We start from the raw sequence: 21,804 nt of genomic DNA, 5'->3' as shown, positions 1-21,804 counted from the left end.
ATGTATACACACGAGAAACAGATCTTACAAGCTGGCAAATTGGCTGCACACGCCGAAAAAGCCGTGATACTGCTCCACGGTAGGGGCAGTACCGCACAAGGCATCCTCTCTTTGCAGCATCACCTGCATGTGGAGGATGCCCTATTATTGGCGCCGCAGGCGACCAATAACTCTTGGTACCCGCATAGTTTCCTCGCCCCGGTGGCAGGTAATCAGCCTGCACTGGATTCGGCGCTGGAACTGGTCGATACCGTGGTGGTTGAAGCCATCAAACTGGGCATCCGCATGGAACAGCTTTATTTCGTGGGATTTTCGCAAGGTGCATGCCTGACGCTGGAGTATGTGGCGCGCCACGCCAACCGCTACGGCGGGGTGGTGGCCTTTACCGGTGGACTCATCGGCGAGGTGCTGGACACGTCTAACTACCAGGGCGACTTCGAGGATACCCCGATCTTGATCACGGCGGGCGATGCCGATCCGCACGTGCCCATGTACCGGATTGCGGAGAGCGTGGCCACACTCCGGGAGCTGGGGGCCAACGTGAAAATGGAGATTTATCCTGGAAAACCGCATAGCATCAGTGCTGACGAAACATTGCTGGCCAATGACTTGGTATTGAGCTGATTTCGCTATATTTACCGGTATGGAACTACAGGATTTGCCAATCGTCAAAAATGAGGCCCAGCGGCAATACCAGCTGGAGGTAGATGGACAGCTCGCGTTTATCGACTACAAGCAGGTGAGCAGACGCGTGTACCTCATCCATACGGAAGTGCCCAAGGCGCTGGAAGGCCGCGGCATCGCTGCTGCCCTGGTGAGCAAAGTGCTCACGGATATGGAGCAAAACGGCGAGGTGCTGGTGCCCCTGTGTCCGTATGTGCAGGCGTATCTGAAGCGGCACCCCGAGTGGGCCCGCCTACTGGAAAAAACGACAGATGATGGAAACATTTGAGCTGACGCGGGTCTATTCGGATGAACATGGCGACAGCCGCTTTGAGACAGTGGCCTACCCGCTCACCGATGCCGGACCGATCGGCTACCTCTCTGAACGGTATCCGGTGAAAGAGATCATCTTCCGCCGGGTACGGCCCGACTACGACTATGCCTTTCATAACGCGCCGCAGCAGCAGTTTATCGTGTTGCTGGATGTGGGCGTAGAAATCGAGACGTCGGCAGGCGAAAAGCGCCAATTCCACCCGGGGGAGGTGCTCCTGGTGGAAGACACAACCGGAAAGGGCCACCGTACCCGCAACCTCGCGCCCCTGACGAGGTCATCCATATTCATTACTTTAGCGTAAACCGCTTTTCTTGCACATCACGGGAGTTAGTACCCACGAAAACGGCGAACTCGCCGGGCTCGGCTACATAGTCCAGTTCGGCATTGTAGAATTTGAGGTCTTCTTCGCTAAGCTCGAAGACCACCTCTTGCGATGCCCCCGGCGCGAGCCGGATTTTCTGGAAGCCTTTTAATTCCTTGACAGGCCGGGTAACCGACCCGACCAGATCGCGCAGGTAGAGCTGCACGACCTCTTCGCCAGCGTAATCGCCGGTATTGGTCACCTGCACGCGCACCTGCAACTTGCCGCCGCGCGGGAGGGTGTCTGCGCTGAGCGCTACCTCCCCGTAGCCAAAGGTGGTATAGCTGAGTCCGTACCCGAAGGGGTAGAGCGGTTCATTACTGACGTCGAGATAGTTAGAGCGGAATTTTTGAAACCACTGCCCCTCGGCCAGGGGTCGCCCGGTATTTTTATGGCTGTAGTAGAGGGGCACCTGCCCGACGTGCTGCGGAAAGGTGGCGGGCAGCTTGCCAGAAGGGTTGACATCGCCAAAGAGCACATCGGCCACGGCCTTGCCGGTTTCCGTGCCGCCGAACCAGGCGTTGAGGATGGCCGGCACATGTTCATTTTCCCAGCTGAGCGTGAGCGGCCGACCGGTAAAGAGCACCAGCACTACCGGCTTGCCGGTCTTGAGCAGTACGGCCAGCAGCCGCTGCTGCACGGCGGGAATGCCGATGTCGGTGCGGCTGGAACTTTCGCCGCTCATCTCGGAGCTTTCGCCCAATGCGGCGACGATCACGTCGGCCTGCTGGGCCGTGGCGACGGCTTCGGCCAGGGTAGCGGCCTCGGGGCGCACATCGCGCGGGATGGTACGTCCGAATAGGGTGGCGCGCTCCTGATAAGCGGTATCATTCACCAGATTGGATCCCTGGTGATGGATGAGCTTGACCCGATCGCCCAGGGCCGCCCGCATGCCTTCCAATAAGGACGGCGTATTGGCCAGGTCGGCGCTGACACTCCACGTGCCGGGCATGTTGGCGCCGGTGTTGGCGAGCGGGCCGATGAGGGCTACGGTACCTTGTTTCTTCAAGGGCAGCACCTGCCCTTCGTTTTTCAGCAGCACAAACGACTTGCCCGCGGCCTCGCGTGCCTTAGCCAGGTGCGCGGGATTGAGCAGGGCTTGCTTTGCCCGCACCTCGCTACAATACCTGAAGGGATCTTCAAACAGGCCCAGCTTGTATTTGGCCTCCAGCACGAGGCGGCAGGCACGGTCGATGTCCGCTTCGCTCACCCTGCCCTCTTCGAGCGATTTCTTCAGGGTGGTGAGGAACCCCTCGCCCACCATGTCCATCTCCACGCCGGCCTTGAGCGACCGTGCGGACACCTCCTGCAGATCGCCCAGGCCGTGATCAATGAGTTCGTTGACCGCCGTATAGTCGGTCACCACGAACCCCTTAAACCCCCATTGCTGGCGCAGCACGTCGGTCATCAGCCACCTGTTGGCCGTGGCGGGTACGCCATTGATGTCGTTGAAAGACGTCATCACGCTGCCTGCACCGGCATCGATAGCCGCCTTGTATGGCGGCAGGTATTCGTTATACATGCGGTGGAGGCTCATGTCGGTGGTGTTGTAATCACGCCCCGCCTCGGCCGCGCCATAGAGCGCGAAGTGCTTGACGCACGCCATCAGCGTATTGTCGGCCGCCAGGTCATCCCCCTGATAGCCGCGCACCATGGCCCCTGCAATACGCGAACCGAGGTAGGTGTCTTCGCCGCTGCCCTCGGATATCCGGCCCCAACGGGGATCACGCGAGATATCGACCATGGGCGAGAACGTCCAGTTGAGCCCGTCTGCTGATGCTTCGACGGCTGCGATACGCGCGGTCTCTTCAATCAGGTCCATGTCCCACGAGGCGGCAAGCCCCAAGGGAATGGGAAAGATGGTCTTGTAGCCGTGGATGACGTCCATGCCGAAAATGATCGGAATCTTGAGCCGCGACTGATTGACGGCCAGCTCCTGCGCCGCGCGGATGCGCTGCGGGGTGGTCATGCTGAAGATGCCGCCGATCTGGCCAGCTTTGATCTTGGACTCCACATCGGTGCTGACCGCCGATCCGGTAGTGGCCTCGCCTGCGGTGACGAGGTTGAGCTGCCCGATCTTCTCCTCGATGGTCATGCGGCCCATCAGTTCGCTGATAAAACGATCCATATCTGCTGTCCCTCCTTGGGCGTGCGCGGGACCCGTACCTGCGCCCATGCACAGGAATACGAGGTAAACAAAAATCAGCCGCTGGGTATATGTGTTCATTTGTTTAGTTTTCAGTCAACACGTTTTACTTCACTCCGCTCGGACACCCCCTGCTCGTTAATGGCCTCGATGGCAAAATAATAGGGTTTCTGGCTGTCCATCGCCTTATCATAATATTCATTGGCACTGTGCACCATGATGCAGTTGTACAGCTTGTCCGGCGCCAGTCCGGTATAAATATTATATGCGTAAGCATCGTCCACGGGACTCCATTTGAGCCATGCGCTGCGCTTGTCTTTTTCGGTGCGCATGATGATGAAATCCTGGACCGGATCGGGCTTGCTGCCCTTGCCCTTGCCGAACACGCGGAGGCCGCTGATGGCAAACTTGCCGGTAGGCATGTGCATGTTTTCCAGCCGGATGTACCGGGCCTGTACGGGTTTTTCCAGCTCGACATAGTCGTGCGGGACATCGGTATCGTTTTGGCTTTTATCGGCCAGCACCCGCCAGCGCTTGCCGTCTTCGGAGTAGGACAGGATGTATTGGTGATAAATGCCTTGCATCTTGCCCAGAAAAGCACTATCAGCATCCTGGTCGGCATAGTTGATCTGCACGGCATGCACGGTGCTGACCGCACCCAGATCACTCTGTATCCACTCGCCCCGATCGCCCGTGGCCGCACTCCAGTAGGTATTCATGCGTTCATCCACTGCGTGGTTTGGCGGATAGGCCGCGCCGAGGGTAGATGACACCTGTACAGGCTTATTGTAGTTGAGCAGCATCCAGCCGGTAAACCGGCTTTGCCGATGATCGGCAGGGCCATCGGGCAGGTAATGCGGGTAGTCGCCGAAGGCGGTATTGGCGTACATCATGCCATCGGGGTCAAATCCGGCCGGCCATAGGCCCAGCCGCCGCTCAAAATTGTTCTTGACACCCAAGACTACCGTAGCCACATGCCAATAATTGCCGTCATTATCCTGAAACGTAGCCCCATGCCCTGCCCCGCGGGCAAAGCCCCCCGGTTTATAACTGAGTGGATCGGACTGCGTGGTAAACGGTCCCAAGGGACTGTCGCCCACCGCCACCCCATCGGCATAACCGCTGAACTCGGTGCCGGGTGCGGCATATTGCAGGTAATACTTGCCCTTGTGCTTGGTCATGTGCGCCCCCTCAATGAAGGCATCGAGGAAGGTATTATCCATATACTCGCCGAAGCGCTGCCAGCCATAGCGCCAGCCCTCCAGGAAATAGACCTCCTTGCGGGTGCCAATGGGCTGGAACGTCTGCCTATCGAGCTCAATACCGTAGAGCGGATACCGGTTGCTGCTGCCGTTATACATGTAGAAGCGCCCGTCATCATCGGTAAAAAAATCGGGATCCCAACCGCCGATGGAAAACGAATCAATCAGGGGCTGCCATTCATTGGCCTTGGGATCAGTACTCATCCACAGCGTAAACTTATCGGTATAGGTAGAGCCGAACACCAGCATCGTATCCCCCACGATGCCCACGGCCGGGGCACACAGCTCATCATACACATCGCCATTCCAGGGGCGCAGGAATTTCTTGGATACAAACGTCCACTTAGACAGGTCGCTGCTCCACCAGTAACCCCACTGGTTAGTGCTGAAAAGGTAGAAGTCGCCTTTGTAATTGACAATGACCGGGTCGGCCGTGGCACGGTGCCGCCCCCACTCCGAAAAATTGGGGATGGGCGTATAACCATAGTCGATGTTGAGCGGATTGCAGTAGGTGCGGGGAGCGCCGGATGCAACGCGCGGCTGCCCCCCCGACTGAGCCACCGCCCCAATGCACAATAGCATCCCCCCGACGATCAATAGCCAATCATATTTCCAACCATCTTTCATAAGCGTACTAATTTTCATCACAAAACACCCATCACCGACCACCCACCACCGATCACCCATCACCCACCACCGACCACCGATCACCGACCACCCATCACAAATCCGGGCTATCAAACCCTAGTTTTTTCAACCCCGCCTTGATCTCCGGCGCGCCCATAAACAGCTTCCAGAGCAGGCCGCTCCGGTGGTTTTCGATCATGCCCACGATCGGCCCCTGATCGATGGCCAGGTAGCGCTGCGGAAACCAATTGGCCGTCTCGCTGTAGGCATCATAGAAGCCGTACTTGCCCCACACCCGATCGCCCAAGTGCTCATACAGGTAACGGATGACCTCCATACTGTACGCTGGCGTATAGGGAAATGAAGACAAGGCCGCCGTGGGAGAAATGACGCCCAGGTCATCATCGGGATTGTGCGCAGCATACCCCTTGACCGAGTAACTTGCCGTGAGGCCCCAAGCCTGGGCGCCGTAGCCTTTGAACGCCTTCGGATTCTCGATGCAATAGTCGCGATGGATGAGCGCATGGCTCCTGTTAAGCTGCCAATAGTCTCCATACCGGTCTTTCAGCCCATGCGGATTGAGGCCCAGGTACGAATAATGCGACCAAAATAGCGGTCCGACGCCATTGCTATCGGCCACATTGTGTTTCAGCACGATCGGATGGCCATAGCGCTCGGCGGCCGACTTAATGGCTCCTCCCCGCGCCCACCCTTGGTGATATACCTCGGCGGGTACCCCATGGGTGGGCGACGATGCCGCCAGCACATACGCGATAAGGCACTCATCATACCCCCGTATGGGATGGTTGGCAGCCCAGCCGGCTGTGGGACTCCAATGCCAGTAGAGCACGTTTTGCCCGCCTTGGCGGTACCAGTCCCATTCAACACCTTTCCAGAGGGCATCGGCGCGTGCAGCCAATTGCTTTTCAAGTTCATTGCCCCCCTGGAAATATTCCCGTACGCAGATCAACGCCTGCGCCATGAAGGCGGTCTCCACCAGATCGCCCCCGTTGTCATTTTTGCTGAAGGGCTTGGTTTTGCCCGTGGGCCCTTCGATCCAGTGCGGCCAGGCACCGTGAAAGCGGTCGGCCTTTTCGAGGTAGCCGATGACCCGCTCAAACCGCTCCACACCGGCCTCCCGCGTGATGAACTGCCGTTCGATGCCCACCAACAGCGCCATGAGCCCAAAACCACTGCCGCCGATGGTGACCACCTCCTGATCGTTTTGCGGGTATTCGCCATCGAGGTGGATGCGCTCGCGCGCGAGGCCCGATACGGGCTCAGCACCTTCCCAGAAATACTGGAAGGTCTGCCGTTGCACCAGCGTAAGCAGCGAATCGTCGGACAAGGGCGATTTCGATGCGCGATCGGCTTCCCGCCGCGGGGACGGACCAGCGCAATTGATCAACCCGGTGATGGCTAGTACTAAAAGGCTATTCGCAATGATCTTCATATTATGATTGGATGTTTTCGTGTTATCGATTCGGACTGCTAAATCCCAGTTTGTGCAATCCGGACCTGACCTCGGGAGCGCTCATAAACAACTCCCAAAGCAATCCGGTGCGGTGATTTTCGATCATGATGATGATCGGCCCCTGATCGATGGCTAAGTAGGAATCGGCAAACCAAGCCTGTTCCAATGAAAAAGCATCTTTAAAGCCATACTCGCCCCAAAGCCGGTCGCCGAGCTTGTAATAGAAAAAGTGAAGTGCCTGCAAGGCCGCATCAGGCATGTATGGAAAAGATGACAAGGCCGCAGTAGGCGAAATCACCCCATTATCGTTCGTTGGGGAGTGGGCCAGGTATCCGCTGATGTCATCGCTGGCGGTAAGCCCCCAGCAGTCCGCACTATATCCGTAAAATCCGCCGGGATTGGCCACACAGTGCGCCCGGTTAATCGCCGTATGTGCTTTTACCTGCGCTTCATAATTGGCATACCCATCTGCCAAACCAAACGGACTGATGCCGAGGAATGAATAGTGCGCGAAGAAAAGCGGACCGCCCCCGTCTGGTCCGAGCGGAAGGGATGTGCCATGGTAGCTATTGCCGTTGCGCATGGCGCCGCTGCGCGCCCAACCCATGTCATACGTTTCCTTGGTGATGCCGTGGGTAGGCGAACCGGCCGCCAGCACGTAGGCAATCAGCCCTTCATTCCATCCGGTAATCGGCAGGTCCATCTCCCACGCAACGTTGGGACTCCAATGCCAATACAGCTGTTGCTGTCCGTTCCGAAAAAAATCCCAATCTACCGCCTCGTAAAGTGCGGTAATATCGTCGCGCAGTGACTGCTCGCCACCAGCGTCAAAATATGCCCGTGCGGTCAGCAATCCTTGCATCAGCAGGGAGGTCTCCAGCAAATCCGCGCCATCATCCTTGGCGCTGAACGGCTGCACCGCTCCGGTATTCCCATTGAGCCAATGCGGGAAGGCCCCGTGATACCGGTCGGCCGCCTGGAGAAAATCCACGATCTGACGGACACGGTCATGCCCCTCTTGCCGGGTGATAAACCCACGTTCGATGCCGACCACGATGGCCATGATGCCGAAACCGGTGCCACCGCTCGTCACCACATCACCGGACGTATTGCGCTCGCGGGCCATGCCGCTGACGGGGTGCCCAAAATCCCAGAAATAGCGAAAGGTCTGCCGCTGTACTAACGTGAGCAATTCCTCATCGCCGATGCGATCGAATTTATCCGTACTGTCGATGGCCGTGCTCAAGATCACGGAAACGGGAGTTTGCAATGCAGCTCCCCCAACGGCCGAAAGCGTTTCCTTTAATTGCAGGCTGTAGTTGCTGAATGCGGAAAGCTTTTCTTCGGGAGTGATCTCAATGGCCCTATCCCCATCTTGGAAATGAAGTGCGATAGGGATTGGCGCTGTGACACCATTTTTCAAAAGCATTATTCCTTGATCGGCGGTAGAACGGTCAATAGCCGCAGAAAATTTCAACCGGATGACGGGGAATGTCCCGACATCTGTATACTCGAATCCGGAAACCACCTCATTGACAGTTACCCCGTCTAAACGGAGGGGGGCTTGCTCCCCCCGCGCTGTGTCTTTTTTACAAGAGGAGCAAACGCCGACCCCGATGATCATCCATAAAAGTATAGCACGACCTGCTACCAACATCATGGTGTCTCCAATCAATTTTATTGCTTCGTGGTAAACAGTTCGTTGATCTCTGCCGCACTTAGCGCACGGGTATGAACCCGAAATTGGTCAAGCATACCCGTATAATGCAACATCCAAGCGTCTGCCGGTGTTCGGATGCCGATGTGCTGCTGGAAGCCGCCGATGACAAAACGGGACACATTGCTAAAAGCCAACGGACCCAAGGGCGCTCCGTCTTTAACACGGTCAGTCACCGCGGCAGGCAGCGGCAGGGGTTCACCATCCAAATAAACTGCAAATTTTGAGGTGTTTTCATCATAGGTGAAAGCCAAATGACGCCACTGGCCATACATGCCCGGAAGCCGATCAAGACCATTATTCCCGGTAAATTCGACCCAGTTTCCGGCGAAATGGAATTTCAGCAGCATGGTATCGTCGTCCGGATTATTATTGCCTTCGACCATGGCAAATAAATTACCCCAGAAATCCTCCGTATTAGGCAGCATGAATATCGCTTGAGCACCACCGTCGTGCTTTTCAGTATTCATCCAAAACGACACGGTAAAGCTGGTCATCTGTGCCATCCTTACGGCAGAAGGATATTGAATTTGCGCGTTGGCGGCCCCTTTGTATGCCTTACCGTTGATCCCGTCAACATACGTAACATCGGTCGCCGTACCCACCTGGTACTGTGCGCTATCATCCGGCAAGTCTTCAAAGGGGGCGTAAAACTGTAGCGGACCGTTGATCCTGGCCGTATCATCAGGAATGATATTCATTGGCGGCCGATCCATCTTCTGGCAGGAGCTTAAACTCGAAACCACTACCACGGCGGCAAAACCCATACCTGCCATGGCTATATATACAATCCTTTTCATCCTATTCTCTTTTTTCATGACTGATTAATAATTGGGGTTTTGTATCAATACACCACCCGAACGATCGATTTCCTGTTGGGGTATCGGCAGAAAACGGTTGCGGGGTTGGTAACCGGTTTTTCCGGCATCGTGCATGGTCTGCACATCGATACCCCATCGTACCAAATCAAAGAAGCGCTCGTTTTCCATACCCAATTCCACTTGCCGTTCATGGCGTATGGCCGCGCGCAATCGCGCCTGGTCACGGGTGGTGACCGCCGGCAGTACGGCGCTGTTACCGCCTCTCGCCCGTGCTCTCACCTGTTCGAGGTAATCCAGCGCTTTGTCTATATTGGCATCTCCCCCGACCTCATTAGCTGCCTCCGCTGCCATGAGCACCACATCGGCATAGCGGATCACCCGCATATTGAGCCACTGCCCAAAGCGGCTTCCCGTACTACGCCGGATTGCTGGGTTGGTATATATTTTCTTGTTCCAATAAGGCTGGTCCAGTCCCTGGGGCAACGTCTCTCCGTAGGGGGCATTGGTTTGGCCGGTATACAATAAGGTCGCATCCTTACGGGGATCACCCGCTTCAAATGCGTTTTCCAACCGTTCATTGGGTACATTCCAACCCCAGCCCAAATCCCAGTCGCCCGCACCGCGGACACCCTGTACATTGGCATACGAAAGACCCAACTCGGTTTGGCCTTGGTTATAAATGGCCTGTACCTCAAATAGGGATTCCTTGCTGTTCTCCTCGGCTTCGGTGAATATGCGGTCGTACGGTACGCTCAGGTCATATTGGCCCGAGCTGATCACCATCTCCGCCGCGGCTAGCGCATTGCCCCATTGGCTTCTCGCCAAAAACGTTTTGGCTTGCAGGGCAAATGCCGTCCATTGCGAAATCCGGCCCGGAAATTGACCGCCCCAATCCTTTTCGGCAGGCAGTGCGGCAGTCGCTTCCAGCAGATCGCTGTCAATCAGTTCGTATATTTCGTCAACCGTCGATTTAGGAAGGATCGCATCGCTGGCATCCACCACTTTAAAATCAATAAGCGGCACCTCGCCAAACGTCCTGACGAGATTGAAGTAGGCAAAAGCCCTCAGAAACTTGGCCTCGCCAACATAAGCTAACCCTTCAGGAGTGCTTTCACCCGTGGAATCTGCCGCATGGATGACGTTATTCGCCAAATTAATCAGGCTGTATTGCCCCGTCCAGTAGTCGTTTAGCAGCCAAAAATTAGTGGTGTACTGGAAGTTATCGAAATAAACTTCTGCATCGGCCCCATCGGTCACAGAGCTTCCTTTGATGGCATCATCCGAACGGATGTTGTGCACGGCGATATAAGGAAGGCCGCTTATCCCACCATGCCGCAATCCGCCATAAGCGGCATTCATCAATCCGACCAATGACCCGGCAGGAATGTCTTCCTCCGTGTACTGCCCTTGAGGCCTCCTGTCCAACCAATCGCTTTTACAACCACTTGCAGCCAGGCAAATAACCAAGCTCAGAAGCAGGTATGTTCTTGATATCGTTATCTTGTTCATCTTCTTTTATCAATAAGGTTAGAAATTCAGGTTTATACCGAAGGTATAGATGGCCGGCACGGGATAGGTGCCCCCGTCGATACCAAAAGCAGTAGCACTGCCGCCTATTTCAGGCGTATACCCCGTACTGTTCCGTAAGGTAAAGGGGTTTTGTGCATTCACAAATACCCTTAAGGCTTTCATGCGCCAGCTTTGCAGCAGTTGCGTATTGAAGTTGTAGCCCAACTGTACATTCCGTAAGCGGAAGAAACTACCGTCTTCGATCCAGTAACTGGAAACCAACGTATTATTCGATCTGCTCGGATTCAGAATAGGCTCCCAATTGGAAGTGCCCACGCCATTCCAGCGGTCCAGCCGCTCTTCTTGGTAGTTGAATTGCGCGAATGTTCCGCGGTTCCAATCACGGAAAATTTCATTGCCATACACGCCCATAAAATCAGTGGAAAAGTCAAACCCTTTGTAACTCAACCCCAAGGATATGCCATAGGTGAAATCAGGAGTCGGGTTGCCGATCAGCGTGCGGTCATTCTGGTCGATCTGATTATTGCCGTCTACATCGCGGTATTTGATATCACCGGGCTGAACTTCATTGAGCGTATTCGTCGGAGATAGCCTAATTTCTTCCTGGGTCTGGTAAATGCCTTCGGATTCGTACCCATAAAAGTATCCAATGGGATAACCTACCGTGGTACGGGATATCCCCGTAAAGATATCATAGCCTTCCTCCACCAAGAACTGTACTTTATTATTCATGGAGGTGAAATTTCCGCCGATGTTGAACGAGAAATCGTCATTCACCTGTTGGTTCCATGACGTGGAAAGTTCGATACCGTTGTTCGTAACCTCCCCGGCATTGGTGAGCCCAGGCCTGACGCCTAGCGTTCCCGGACGGGTAACGATGATATCTTTGGTTCGCTTCGCGTAGTATACGGCCTCGAGCGCCAGCCGGTTCTCAAAGGCATTTAACTCAAACCCTCCTTCCCATGCATGCACCACTTCCCAATGCAGATTCCGGTCCGGAATGTATTCCGGCTCATATGCAGGATATACTTCCTCACCGAAAACCGCCGAATTACTCGCAATCAGCAGGGGATACAGCGGGTATTGGTTGTCGCCCGTATTCTGATTACCCAACAGGCCCCATGATCCTTTCAATTTCAGGTTATTGATGAGCGTTTGGTCCTGCATGAAATTCTCTTCAGACAATACCCATGCGGCACCCACCGCCCCGAAGTCCTGCCACTGATTGCCATATTTATAGAATCCAGATGTACCATCGCGGCGGTAGGAGGCATTCAACAAGTATTTGCCCTTGTAATTATAGAGCGCCCGCGCTAAGAAAGAAAGCGTGGCACGCTCCCAGGCCGAACCACCCGCGGTTTGCGTATTCGCCGCCGCGGAGCCGATATTCACATACCAAAACCGGGGGTCATTCGGTATCGGGTCTCCGGTGCCTTGCGTGCGGCGTGCGTTCGTTGCTTCATACGAGTTAAAATACGATGTCCACCCAGCCGTAGCTGTGAGGTGATGGTCGCCGAAACTGTTTTTGTAAGTGAGCAGCCAGTCTGTCTGCACTTTGGTAAAGATATTCTGGTATTGCGAAACCGCGGTCACCTGTTCGCGGTACTCGGTTTTGTCATCACCTTCGATATCCGGATTGTACTCACTAATAAGGGGGTCATACGTCCGGCCATGGTTAAATCCGTAGTCAAATAAGAACGCGGTCTTAAACGTAAAATTCTTTAAGAAATCCACTTCGCCAAACACATTACCTACGGCACGGTATTCCCGCGGGATGGAGGTATCGCTGAGATCCATTACACTGATCAACGGGTTACGGATCTGCGCCCGTTGGAAATTAGGCAGCGTATGGAATAAGCCGTATTCGTCATTATATGTCGGTGCGATGGGCGCTGCCCGTACGGCACTCCCGACGATGGGATTGTAAAACGCATCATCCCGTGGCAACTCCGACCGGTATCCGCTGAAATTGATACCGAAACGCAGGTTATCAGTAATGCTCAATTGGTCATTCAACGTGAGCTGGATTTTATCCAGCTGCTCGTTTTTAATGATACCCTGATCGATGTTGTATCCCAACCCCATGTAGAATTTATTCTTTTCGGTCGCTCCACTCACACTGAGGTTGTTGTAGTTAAGTATCCCCTGCTGGAAGATCTCATCCTGCCAATCGGTATTGGCCTGCCAAAGGGCGTAGTTGTAAGGTGCTGCGCCCTGGTTGGTCAATTGCTCATCATACAGCATTTTGAATTCATCGGCATCGGTCAGGGCCATGCGATCCTGGACACGTTTAACGCCTACAGTGGAATTGAAATTGAAGTTTAGCTGCCCGGCTTTGGCCTGTTTGGTGCTGACAATGATCACCCCATTGGCCCCCCGTACACCGAAGATGGCCAATGAGGAGGGGTCTTTCAGGATTTCCATCGACTCGATGTCGGCCGGGTTGAGGAAATTGATATTGTCATTCAAGATTCCATCCACCACATAAAGCGGTTTGATCGCATTGATGGAGTTGGTGCCACGAATACGGACATCCGGCTCGGCGCCGGGGCGGCCAGAGTTGACCACCTGTACACCGGCCACCTTACCTTGAATGGAAGCAATGGGATTCGTGCTAGGTTTATCAGCAATGTCCGCGCCACTTACCCGAGCGATCGATCCGGTCAGATCCCGCTTCTGCGCAGTACCGTACCCGATGACCACCACCTCGTCCAATTCCGTACCTTCATCCTCCAATACCACATCGACCATGGTCCGGCTGGCGATGGCAACCTCCTGCGCGGCAAAGCCGAGGGAACGGAAAACCAGGGTGTCTGTACCGGCTGCTTCTATTGAATAGTTTCCCGTCGCGTCTGTCTGAGTGGCGGAGGTGGTACCCTTTACCATGACCGTGACTCCCGGTATTCCCGCGGACGTCAGTGCGTCGGTCACTTTCCCGCTTATCCGCACCTGCTGCCCATATGCGGATACAGACCACATGCACAGCAACGTTAAGCAGCATGTAAATAAATTCCTCATGTTGTTCCTCAATTTAGTTTGGTTTTATAATAATTGTGTGTTATTCCGTTGCCCGCAATTGCGGGCACTAATTGGTTAACATAAAACCCGTCAAGGGTTCCCTATGTTTTGCAAAGGTGTGACGTATTTGGTTAAAACCGGCAATATTACCCCTCTACATCGCTACATCGCTGTCAATTCAATTGCTCAACATACCGGTCACATTACAAATATCATACTGATACACAGCATATTAAAAAACAGAAGCAACTCTACAAAAAAATCAAAAGGGTGTATTTGATACACTGTTTGGGATGAGAGGTAATGATGTAGTAAAATTGAGGATGTGTAGCCCTTGATCAACCCTCGAGCAGGAACTCCGCCAGGTTTTTTTCGTGGGGCAAATTGAGTTTCTTGCGCAAACGGTATCGGCGGATTTCGACACCTCGAGTGGTGATGTTGAGCAGGGATGCGATCTCCTTGCTGCTCATATTCATCCGCAGGTAGGCGCATAGTTTCAGGTCATTGGGCACCAGCTCGGGGTAATCTGCTTTGAGCTTCTTGAAGAAGTTTTCATGCGCTTCGTTAAAACTCCGTTCGAAGATATTCCAGTCGCGCTCATCGCTGCGCGCATCTTCAATGATCTTATTGATCTTGCGCAGCTGTTCGTTGGATAGCTTGCGGCCTTCGCCATCACGAAGCTGCAGGAGCTCGTCATGCACATTGTTGAGCAGCTCATTTTTGTAAACGATGCTCATGGCCGAATTGGCTAATTCACGGTTTTTGCTGGACAGCTCCTGTTCGAGCTGCGCATTCTTGAATTTGATCAGCCGTTGCTCGCTTTCTTCGGCCTCCTTGCGTAGGAGTTCCTGTTGTTGTGCAGTCATTTTTTCCTGCACCAGCCGACGGTGCTTTCGGATTTTGCGCCGGTACCAACTACGGCCCGCAAAGAACAGGAGCACCAGTGCGATGGCGTAGATTGCAAAGGCCACCCACGATAGGTACCACGGCGGCAGGATGGTAAACCGGAAATCGGCGATGCCGGAGATGGTCCCATCGGCGGTCATGGCACGTACCTTGAAGCGATAATCGCCCGCGCGCAGGTTGGTAAATTCTTTTTGCGCCGCTTCGCTCCATTCGGACCAGGTGCGGGAATATCCCTCCAGGTAAAACTGGTACCGCAGGGGGACAGCACTGTACCAGGGCAGGGCGTAGGATACGCGGATATTATGGTGCCGATAGGGGATCTCGGGATGGGTAGCGGTGGCGTACCATTTGCCTGAAAGGCTATCGGTAATGTTATTCACGCTGCGGATAAGCGGCGCAGGCAAGCGGGGAGTCATCCTCGCCGAATCGGCTGCCTGGTAAATCGCAAAACCATCGTCGAGGCTGATCAGGTATACCTTGTCCTTCACCTGATTGATGCTCTCATAGAATTTCATCATGCGGTCATTGAGCGTAGCAAACTGCGTGGAGTCTACCGTTACCGCCCCCCGGGGACCGAAATGCACCAGCGAGATCCGGGCACGATTGATAAACCAATACCGATCGGAACCGGCATGGATGACTTTATTGGAAAAAGCAAAAGACCCCAGCTGGGCATTCAGCTGCTCATACGGATAAAATCGGTCCGTAATCTCATCGTGCCGATAAAACCCACTATCGGTCGCAAACACCGGGCTCCCCGACAACCAAAATACGTTGACAAATTTACTTTTCGGCAGCCCGCTGGCGGTGTCATAGCTATGCACCTGCCGTGTATGGGTAAGTGTACTATCCAAGGTAAGCAACCGCAGGCCCTTATAGCCGCTGGCCCATACGGTGGTCGCCGACACCGGTTCGATAAACTGCGTGGGGTCACTGTATCCGCGGATACGGTGCGAAAACCGCCATCCGCTGCCGGCCTTGTCAAAAACCGCCAGTCCGGTATAGGTGCCTTGCATCAAGCGATCGGGCTGGTTGGCTAGCTGCCGGAGTGTCCACCCTCCGGTCACGGGCGACAAGGCGATCAGCCGGTTTCCCTGTACTTTGTAGGTGCCGTCATTGTGGCCACACAGCAACTCGCCATCGGCCACCGTCAGGTCCCAGACCTGTCCCTGCGAGCCTGCTACCAAGGTGAAGGCGAAGGGTCGGTATCCGGCCACTGCCGGCCATGGGCTGTAGAACAATCCCTGGTTGGTCCCTAAATAGATGTTGCCCTCGAAAATACGCGCGGCATAGACGGTGCCGATGCTCCCGCTGTTGTCGGTATAATAGTATAGAGGTGCGTTAATCTCGATGCGGTCGACACCATTGTCGAGCCCGACCCAGATATTCTGCTGGAGATCGACCTGGATGCCCAATACGGTGTTGTTTTGCAGCCCGTTTCCCTTGTGGATATGCTGCACGATGGTACCGCCCTCATCGATGACCACCACACCCTGGAGGATGGTACCGAAGGCATAGTACCCGTTTAAGACCCGTAATCCATTGTTGAGCTGGGCCGCCCGCAATAACCCGTCAGCGGCATTATGCCACTTGTGTATAGCCGATGTGCTGTCCATCAGAAACAACCCCGACCGAGCGGTACCGATGAGGATCTCGTCGTCGCCGAAGGGAAGCATGGTGAGGATATTCGCCCCGCCCAATACCCCCCTATCCGCTATCGGGATCAGCTGATCGCCTCTTAATTCGTGGAGACCGGCAGGGATCAGCTCGATGAACGTGCGTCCGCGGACCTGATGCAAAAAAAGAAAAGGCTGGCCGTCTCCCCTGACGGTGCGCAGGCTGTTGTTTTCGTAGATATACAGGGTCGAAAAGGACTGGAAAATGACACGGTCACCATCGACAACGATCTTCCATATTTCATCGCGCACCTGATCGGCGCTGTCCAGCAGGCGGCTGACAGACTGATAACGCATCTGCCCATAGCCGGAGTCTTCCCAAAAGCCGAATTCGGCCAATCCGCCGGTGTACACCCTACCGGCACTGTCAACGGCGACACTCCGCACCGTGCTTTTATTGGGCAGCTGATGCAATGTCCAATATTGGCCGTCGAAAACCAGCAACCCATCCGCATTGGCGACATACATGATGCCATTTGAGCCGGTCGCGACCGCCCAATTCTGGTTGCCCGCCTTGTAGTCCGATTTGGTGTATGCCTGCACCAGGGGTGAGCCGATGCGCTGGATTTCCTGCGCAGAAGCTACGCCGAAGGCCAGGCTCATCCAGGTAATGATACTCGCAAATGTCGGTTTATACATACCTCGCAGCACAATGGATATAGACAAACATAAGGATTTCATTCGTAAATGGCATAACCAGGTACCGATAGGCGAATGGTCTCAATAATAACAGGTATATTAAACGTATATTATAGGGTTTTTATAGGGACTTTATAGGGGAAAATACCTATTACATATGAATGAAGTATTAGTCATATACGTTTAGTATTTTGATTATATTAAAAAGCAGGGTCGAGTTTATTCGTCAATGAGGAGAAAACAAAAAAAACCGTCCCGACTCACGTCGGGACGGCGAACCACAAATTTATATGCCCAAACACACTAAGGCATATTGATACGGCTTTTTTCCTCACTCTGGGCCTCCTGGCGGGCGCCATTTTTGAGATTCCCAAAGTTGTAGGTGAAGGTAAGCCGCGCAACCCTTGTTTCGCGCTTCTGATTGACCACCACGTTCAGATTAGCGTAGTTGGTCCGTACATCCTGGGTGCGGGTATTGAATACATCGCTCACCGAAAGCTTCAAGCTGGCCTTTTTATTGTAAAACGACTTGCTCAGTCCAGCATCGATAGACCACTGCGTACTGATGCGGTATATGCTGTATACCAAGGGTGACTGATAATTGACCGATGACTCTGCCGAGAACGTGGGCGTGATGTTGAAGGTATGATTATTGCGCACCTGCAGCGCATACTGCCCCTGCTTGAGGTAGTCTGGACCCAACTGCCCCTCGAAGCCCATGTAAAAGCCATTGAGGTTGGTATTGGTATCCCACCATTTGGCGAGCTTGATGGGTAGGTTCAAGTTGGCAAACCAGACATCCTGCTTGGCCAGGTTGTCGTTGGTCACCCAAGTGGCTTTGCTGGCATCATCCTGCTGCATAGACTCTGCAATCACATCGTTGGTGCGGCTATACCCCGCCGTCAAGTGGTATTTTTCCATCAGCGTGTACGAAAATTCGAACGCATGTGTGTATTCGGGTCCGAGATACGGATTGCCCTGCTCATACGTGTATTGATCGAGGAAATACGTAAATGGATTCAAATTGCCATAATTAGGCCGGTTGATACGCTTGCTGTACGATAGGCCTGTCTGATGCTTGTCCGAAATTTTATAATTCAGGAAGATGCTGGGGAAGAAATCGATGTAATCCCGTTGCACGCGATTCGCTAAGGTCACCGAGTTGCCGTCGGACCGGGTATACTCACTGCGCAGGCCCGCCTGGATACCCCACTTGCCTAATTGGGTATTATAATTGAGGTAAGCCGCCGCCACTTGCTCCTCATAGACAAAATGGTTGGTCCGCCCGGCATCATTCTGCCAGGTACCGTCGATTTGGTTTTCGAATTTCATGTCGTTATCCGCCGTCACGTTGCTGTACTTCACCCCGGCCTCCACCTTGTTATCCTTGCCGAAGGGGTGAGTATAGTCGACCTTGGCTACCCGGATATCGATGATGGTAGGCATCACGCTGCGCGAAAGCAGGGGATTGCCCTTGACGCCGCCCGACGGCAGGTAAAATGTATTGTCATAATTCGCTTGGTTTTCATTAGAAAAGCGGGAAACGTCTACATCCGCCGCCAATTTGCGCCCGTTGCTGTCAATGGTAAACTGGTTATTCAGGTTGACTGCAAAGCTGCTATACCGGCCATCGAATATGGACCGTGTCGCTAACGTGGAATCGGGCGAGGCCATGCTGCTCCCGATCAGCGTACTGCCATTGTTGTCATTGTCATCGCCTGTGGCGTAGCCGCTCAGCTGTATGCCCAGCACGTTGCGATCGGATGTATTGTAATCCAATCCGGCCCGGTAGGAATGGTTCCGGTTTTTGCGGTTAAACTCCGTCAGCTGGTCGAAGTGCGTCACAGATCCCGCATTGTCGGTCACCGACCGGATGATGCCGATATCCTGCGAGCCGGCATTGTTCAGGTAGCTATAGTTGCCGAAGAGATTGATGCGACCTACCTTATGGTTGATGTTGAGCGAAGTATTGGCCTTGTGCCCCCGTCCGTACCCGGTGCCCAATGTCAGCGTGCCGTTGGTACCGGTCATCCGGTTTTTCTTCAGGACAATATTGATCATACCGGCCGTACCGGAGGCGTCATACTTGGAGGAGGGGTTGGTGATCAATTCGATGGATTTGATGGTGTTGCCGTCCGTGCTGCGGAGGAGATTGGCCAGCTGATCCGCCGATAGGTAGGTCTGCTTGCCATCGATCATCACGGTGACGCCCTGCTTGCCCATGAGGCTGATGTTGTCATCCTTATCAACCGTCACACCGGGTGAACGCTCCAAGATATCCATGGCGGTGTTGCCCGCTGCCAAGGTAGAGTTTTCGACATTGACCACCAGCATGTCCGGCTTACGCTCGACCAGCGGACGCTGGGGCGCAGTGACGGCCACTTCGGCCAGTACCGTATTAGCCTTTTTCAACACCAGGGTACCCAAGTTTTGGGCGCCGGTCTGGGTGATGGCTACGGCCGTGCTGGCATCTTCATAGCCCATGAGGACCGCGGTGACCACATACCGCCCTTGCCCCAGTCCGGCGAAGGTAAAGTTGCCCTGCTCATCCGGAAAGACCGATTTGACCAAAGCCGAATCGGTGGCCGCCAATAATTTGACCGTGGCCAGGTCCAACGGTTTTTGTTGTTCATCGACGATCTTGCCCGTAATGGAACCCTGCTGGGCTAACGCGATGCTATGCGCCGAAACCACCGTTAAAAGCATCAAGCATATATGGATAAGTTTGTTCATGATTGTTTCCTTTGCACAAAGGCTCCCCGTATCAAAAAGCAAATCGCTTTTTAATCAATTGATAATGTGATATTTAGTTATTTTCGCTTCGTCCCGCTCAAATCGGCGTTGTGTATAGGACGCCCTAACCTGTCAAAAAGTTGCACCGACTCGTCAATTAATTTTGTGTTTATCCTCCTACTGGTTGACGATGGTATCCACTACTGCGCTATCCGCGCGCAGGGTATCGATCGTCGCCGCCGAGGGTTCTTCCACCGGTGGCGCTGCGATGGCACATTTCAATCCCGACTCGGTCATGACCCACTCGGTTTTATCCGGACGGTTATCATCGGCATAATTATAGTTCTCTTCGCATTGATTGAACGGCAGATCCCAGACGTGCCGTTGCATGTCCCTGTCGATCACTAGCCTTGCGCCGACCGGAATATTCAGCTTGAGGTACAACTGCTGATCGCGCATCAAATCTTGGCTGGCGATGTTGAAGTGGCTATCGAATATTAACTGATCTCCTTGCTGCTGAAAGTGATAGGCTATTTTTCCGGCCCGATCGGCCGCCAATTCATAGGTGGTGCCACGTGCCGAATATTCATAGGTGAGCGAGGGGCCCTGCGTGGAGTCGACCTTGGCGATACGCATGTGCATGCGGCTTTGCCACTCCATGATGTTGCGATTGCGCGTGATGGCCCGGTGCCGGATGCGCGAAGCGCGGTCCAGTGAGTCATCCTGCAAGCGGATGACGGTGATGTCATTTTTTGACAGGTGGTATACGGCCTGTTTCTCCAGCGGCTGCTCCTCTACCACCGTGCTTTCTTCCCGGAAGTCATTCGCCGTACGGGTGGCATATACTGCGGTGAAACCAACGGCAATGAGCCACACCACCAACAGGGTGAATCCGGTATACTGCCCCATCGCACTTTTATTGAACAAGATGCGGATGATGAGCGCCACCAATGCGACAAAGGGGATCACCGCAACGACCAGTGCACTGATCAGCATGGGGGTGCGGAGCGCCGGCTCAATGACATTGAGCGGAAACATGGCCATATCCGCATCGGCGCCGAAAAATCCGAAGGAGGCAACGATGCTAATAACCAGTGCGATCAGGCCGCCGCACAGGCCTACTATACACAATACCCCGATAACCTTAGCCAACACGACGAAGGCTTTGACAAAAAAATTGCCGGCCGAGTCCAAGCCCCTTCTAAGCCCTTCCTCGGCCCCGGTAAAATTTGTACGGAGGCCCTCCATCTCCTCCTGAAAACTGCGCTTAAAATTCTGCAGATTGGGCGCCTCACCCCGCATGGCCATGCGATCGGCCCGGGTCCGGGCGAGGGGCATCACGATCCACAGAATGATGTACAGCAACAGCCCGGTGCCGCCGAAGATAAACAGCAGCACGAGGATAAGCCGGATCCACCGTGCTTCCATGCCGAAATAATGCCCCAAGCCGCTACACACGCCGCCAAACACCTTGTCATCCGGATCGCGCATCAATCGGCGCTCTCCGCTAGCGGGAGGCATGTCATAAACCCCGCCATCCGTTGCAGCGTCTTCTGCCTCATCGCCCTCAAAGTCGCTCACACGCCCCATCTGGGCGATCACCTCGTTTACATCCTGCGTGGTGATCACCTCCTTTTTGCCCTGTACGATACGCTCGTTGAACATCTCGGCAATACGATTCTCGATATCGCCCACGATCTCGTGGCTGTCGGTCGTATAGCCGAAGTGCTTCTTTACATCGATCATATACGAGCGGAGTACTTCATAGGCATCCTCCTCAATGTGGAAAACGATGCCGTTTATATTAATGATGATAGTCCTGTTCATGTTTTTGTGGTTTTATATCGTTATTATTGATTATCTGATGTCTTCTCTCCCTCGTCTGACGCCTTCCCGA

Annotated in this window: 13 protein-coding genes; 3 read left to right on the top strand and 10 right to left on the bottom strand. The window is 54.2% G+C overall.

The genetic code is table 11. The annotated features are described in order from the left end of the window. Genes ACMGDE_RS15230 through ACMGDE_RS15220 form a run of 3 tightly spaced genes read left to right on the top strand, consistent with a single transcriptional unit; the run spans position 1 to position 1,298 of the window. Positions 1-624: an alpha/beta hydrolase gene (locus tag ACMGDE_RS15230; RefSeq protein ID WP_436833676.1), complete on the top strand. Its 624-nt coding sequence runs from the start codon at positions 1-3 to the stop codon at positions 622-624. Between the two features lie 19 nt (positions 625-643). Further along, on the top strand, positions 644-952 hold the full coding sequence (locus ACMGDE_RS15225) for a GNAT family N-acetyltransferase (protein ID WP_436833675.1): 309 nt from the start codon (positions 644-646) through the stop codon (positions 950-952). Continuing rightward, positions 939-1,298, top strand: a complete 360-nt coding sequence (locus ACMGDE_RS15220) for a cupin domain-containing protein (RefSeq protein ID WP_436833674.1) — start codon at positions 939-941, stop codon at positions 1,296-1,298. The genes ACMGDE_RS15225 and ACMGDE_RS15220 overlap by 14 nt, the downstream gene beginning before the upstream one ends. Here ACMGDE_RS15220 and bglX read toward each other — a convergent pair. From bglX to ACMGDE_RS15170, 10 genes are all read right to left on the bottom strand, one after another. Then, positions 1,285-3,534 (bottom strand): beta-glucosidase BglX, encoded by a 2,250-nt coding sequence (gene bglX / locus ACMGDE_RS15215; RefSeq protein WP_436833705.1) that lies wholly within the window; start codon positions 3,532-3,534, stop codon positions 1,285-1,287. The two genes, ACMGDE_RS15220 and bglX, sit on opposite strands and share 14 nt — an antisense overlap. Before the next feature lie 62 nt (positions 3,535-3,596). Further along, positions 3,597-5,507, bottom strand: coding sequence for a family 43 glycosylhydrolase (locus ACMGDE_RS15210; protein WP_436833673.1), 1,911 nt, complete (start codon positions 5,505-5,507; stop codon positions 3,597-3,599). Beyond that, on the bottom strand, positions 5,488-6,846 hold the full coding sequence (locus ACMGDE_RS15205; RefSeq protein WP_436833672.1) for a glucoamylase family protein: 1,359 nt from the start codon (positions 6,844-6,846) through the stop codon (positions 5,488-5,490). Before ACMGDE_RS15205 ends, ACMGDE_RS15210 begins: the two co-directional genes overlap by 20 nt. A gap of 22 nt (positions 6,847-6,868) precedes the next feature. Then, positions 6,869-8,527: a glucoamylase family protein gene (locus ACMGDE_RS15200; RefSeq protein ID WP_436833671.1), complete on the bottom strand. Its 1,659-nt coding sequence runs from the start codon at positions 8,525-8,527 to the stop codon at positions 6,869-6,871. A 17-nt stretch (positions 8,528-8,544) separates the two neighbouring features. Continuing rightward, a complete protein-coding gene (locus ACMGDE_RS15195) occupies positions 8,545-9,384 on the bottom strand; it encodes a LamG domain-containing protein (protein WP_436833670.1) in 840 nt (279 codons plus the stop codon). Between the two features lie 24 nt (positions 9,385-9,408). After that, positions 9,409-10,914, bottom strand: coding sequence for a RagB/SusD family nutrient uptake outer membrane protein (locus tag ACMGDE_RS15190; protein ID WP_436833669.1), 1,506 nt, complete (start codon positions 10,912-10,914; stop codon positions 9,409-9,411). A gap of 18 nt (positions 10,915-10,932) precedes the next feature. Next, positions 10,933-13,953, bottom strand: coding sequence for a SusC/RagA family TonB-linked outer membrane protein (locus ACMGDE_RS15185; protein WP_436833668.1), 3,021 nt, complete (start codon positions 13,951-13,953; stop codon positions 10,933-10,935). Between the two features lie 338 nt (positions 13,954-14,291). Then, complete coding sequence (locus tag ACMGDE_RS15180; RefSeq protein ID WP_436833667.1) at positions 14,292-17,174, bottom strand: triple tyrosine motif-containing protein; 2,883 nt, start codon at positions 17,172-17,174, stop codon at positions 14,292-14,294. Between the two features lie 303 nt (positions 17,175-17,477). Further along, on the bottom strand, positions 17,478-19,907 hold the full coding sequence (locus ACMGDE_RS15175) for a TonB-dependent receptor domain-containing protein (protein WP_436833666.1): 2,430 nt from the start codon (positions 19,905-19,907) through the stop codon (positions 17,478-17,480). 177 nt (positions 19,908-20,084) lie between these two features. Beyond that, positions 20,085-21,734, bottom strand: coding sequence for a PspC domain-containing protein (locus ACMGDE_RS15170; RefSeq protein ID WP_436833665.1), 1,650 nt, complete (start codon positions 21,732-21,734; stop codon positions 20,085-20,087). Positions 21,735-21,804 lie beyond the last annotated feature (70 nt).

This window comes from Parapedobacter brassicae, assembly GCF_051400755.1.
Classification (GTDB): Bacteria; Bacteroidota; Bacteroidia; order Sphingobacteriales; family Sphingobacteriaceae; genus Parapedobacter.
This window is presented reverse-complemented; position numbering and strand designations above follow the sequence as displayed.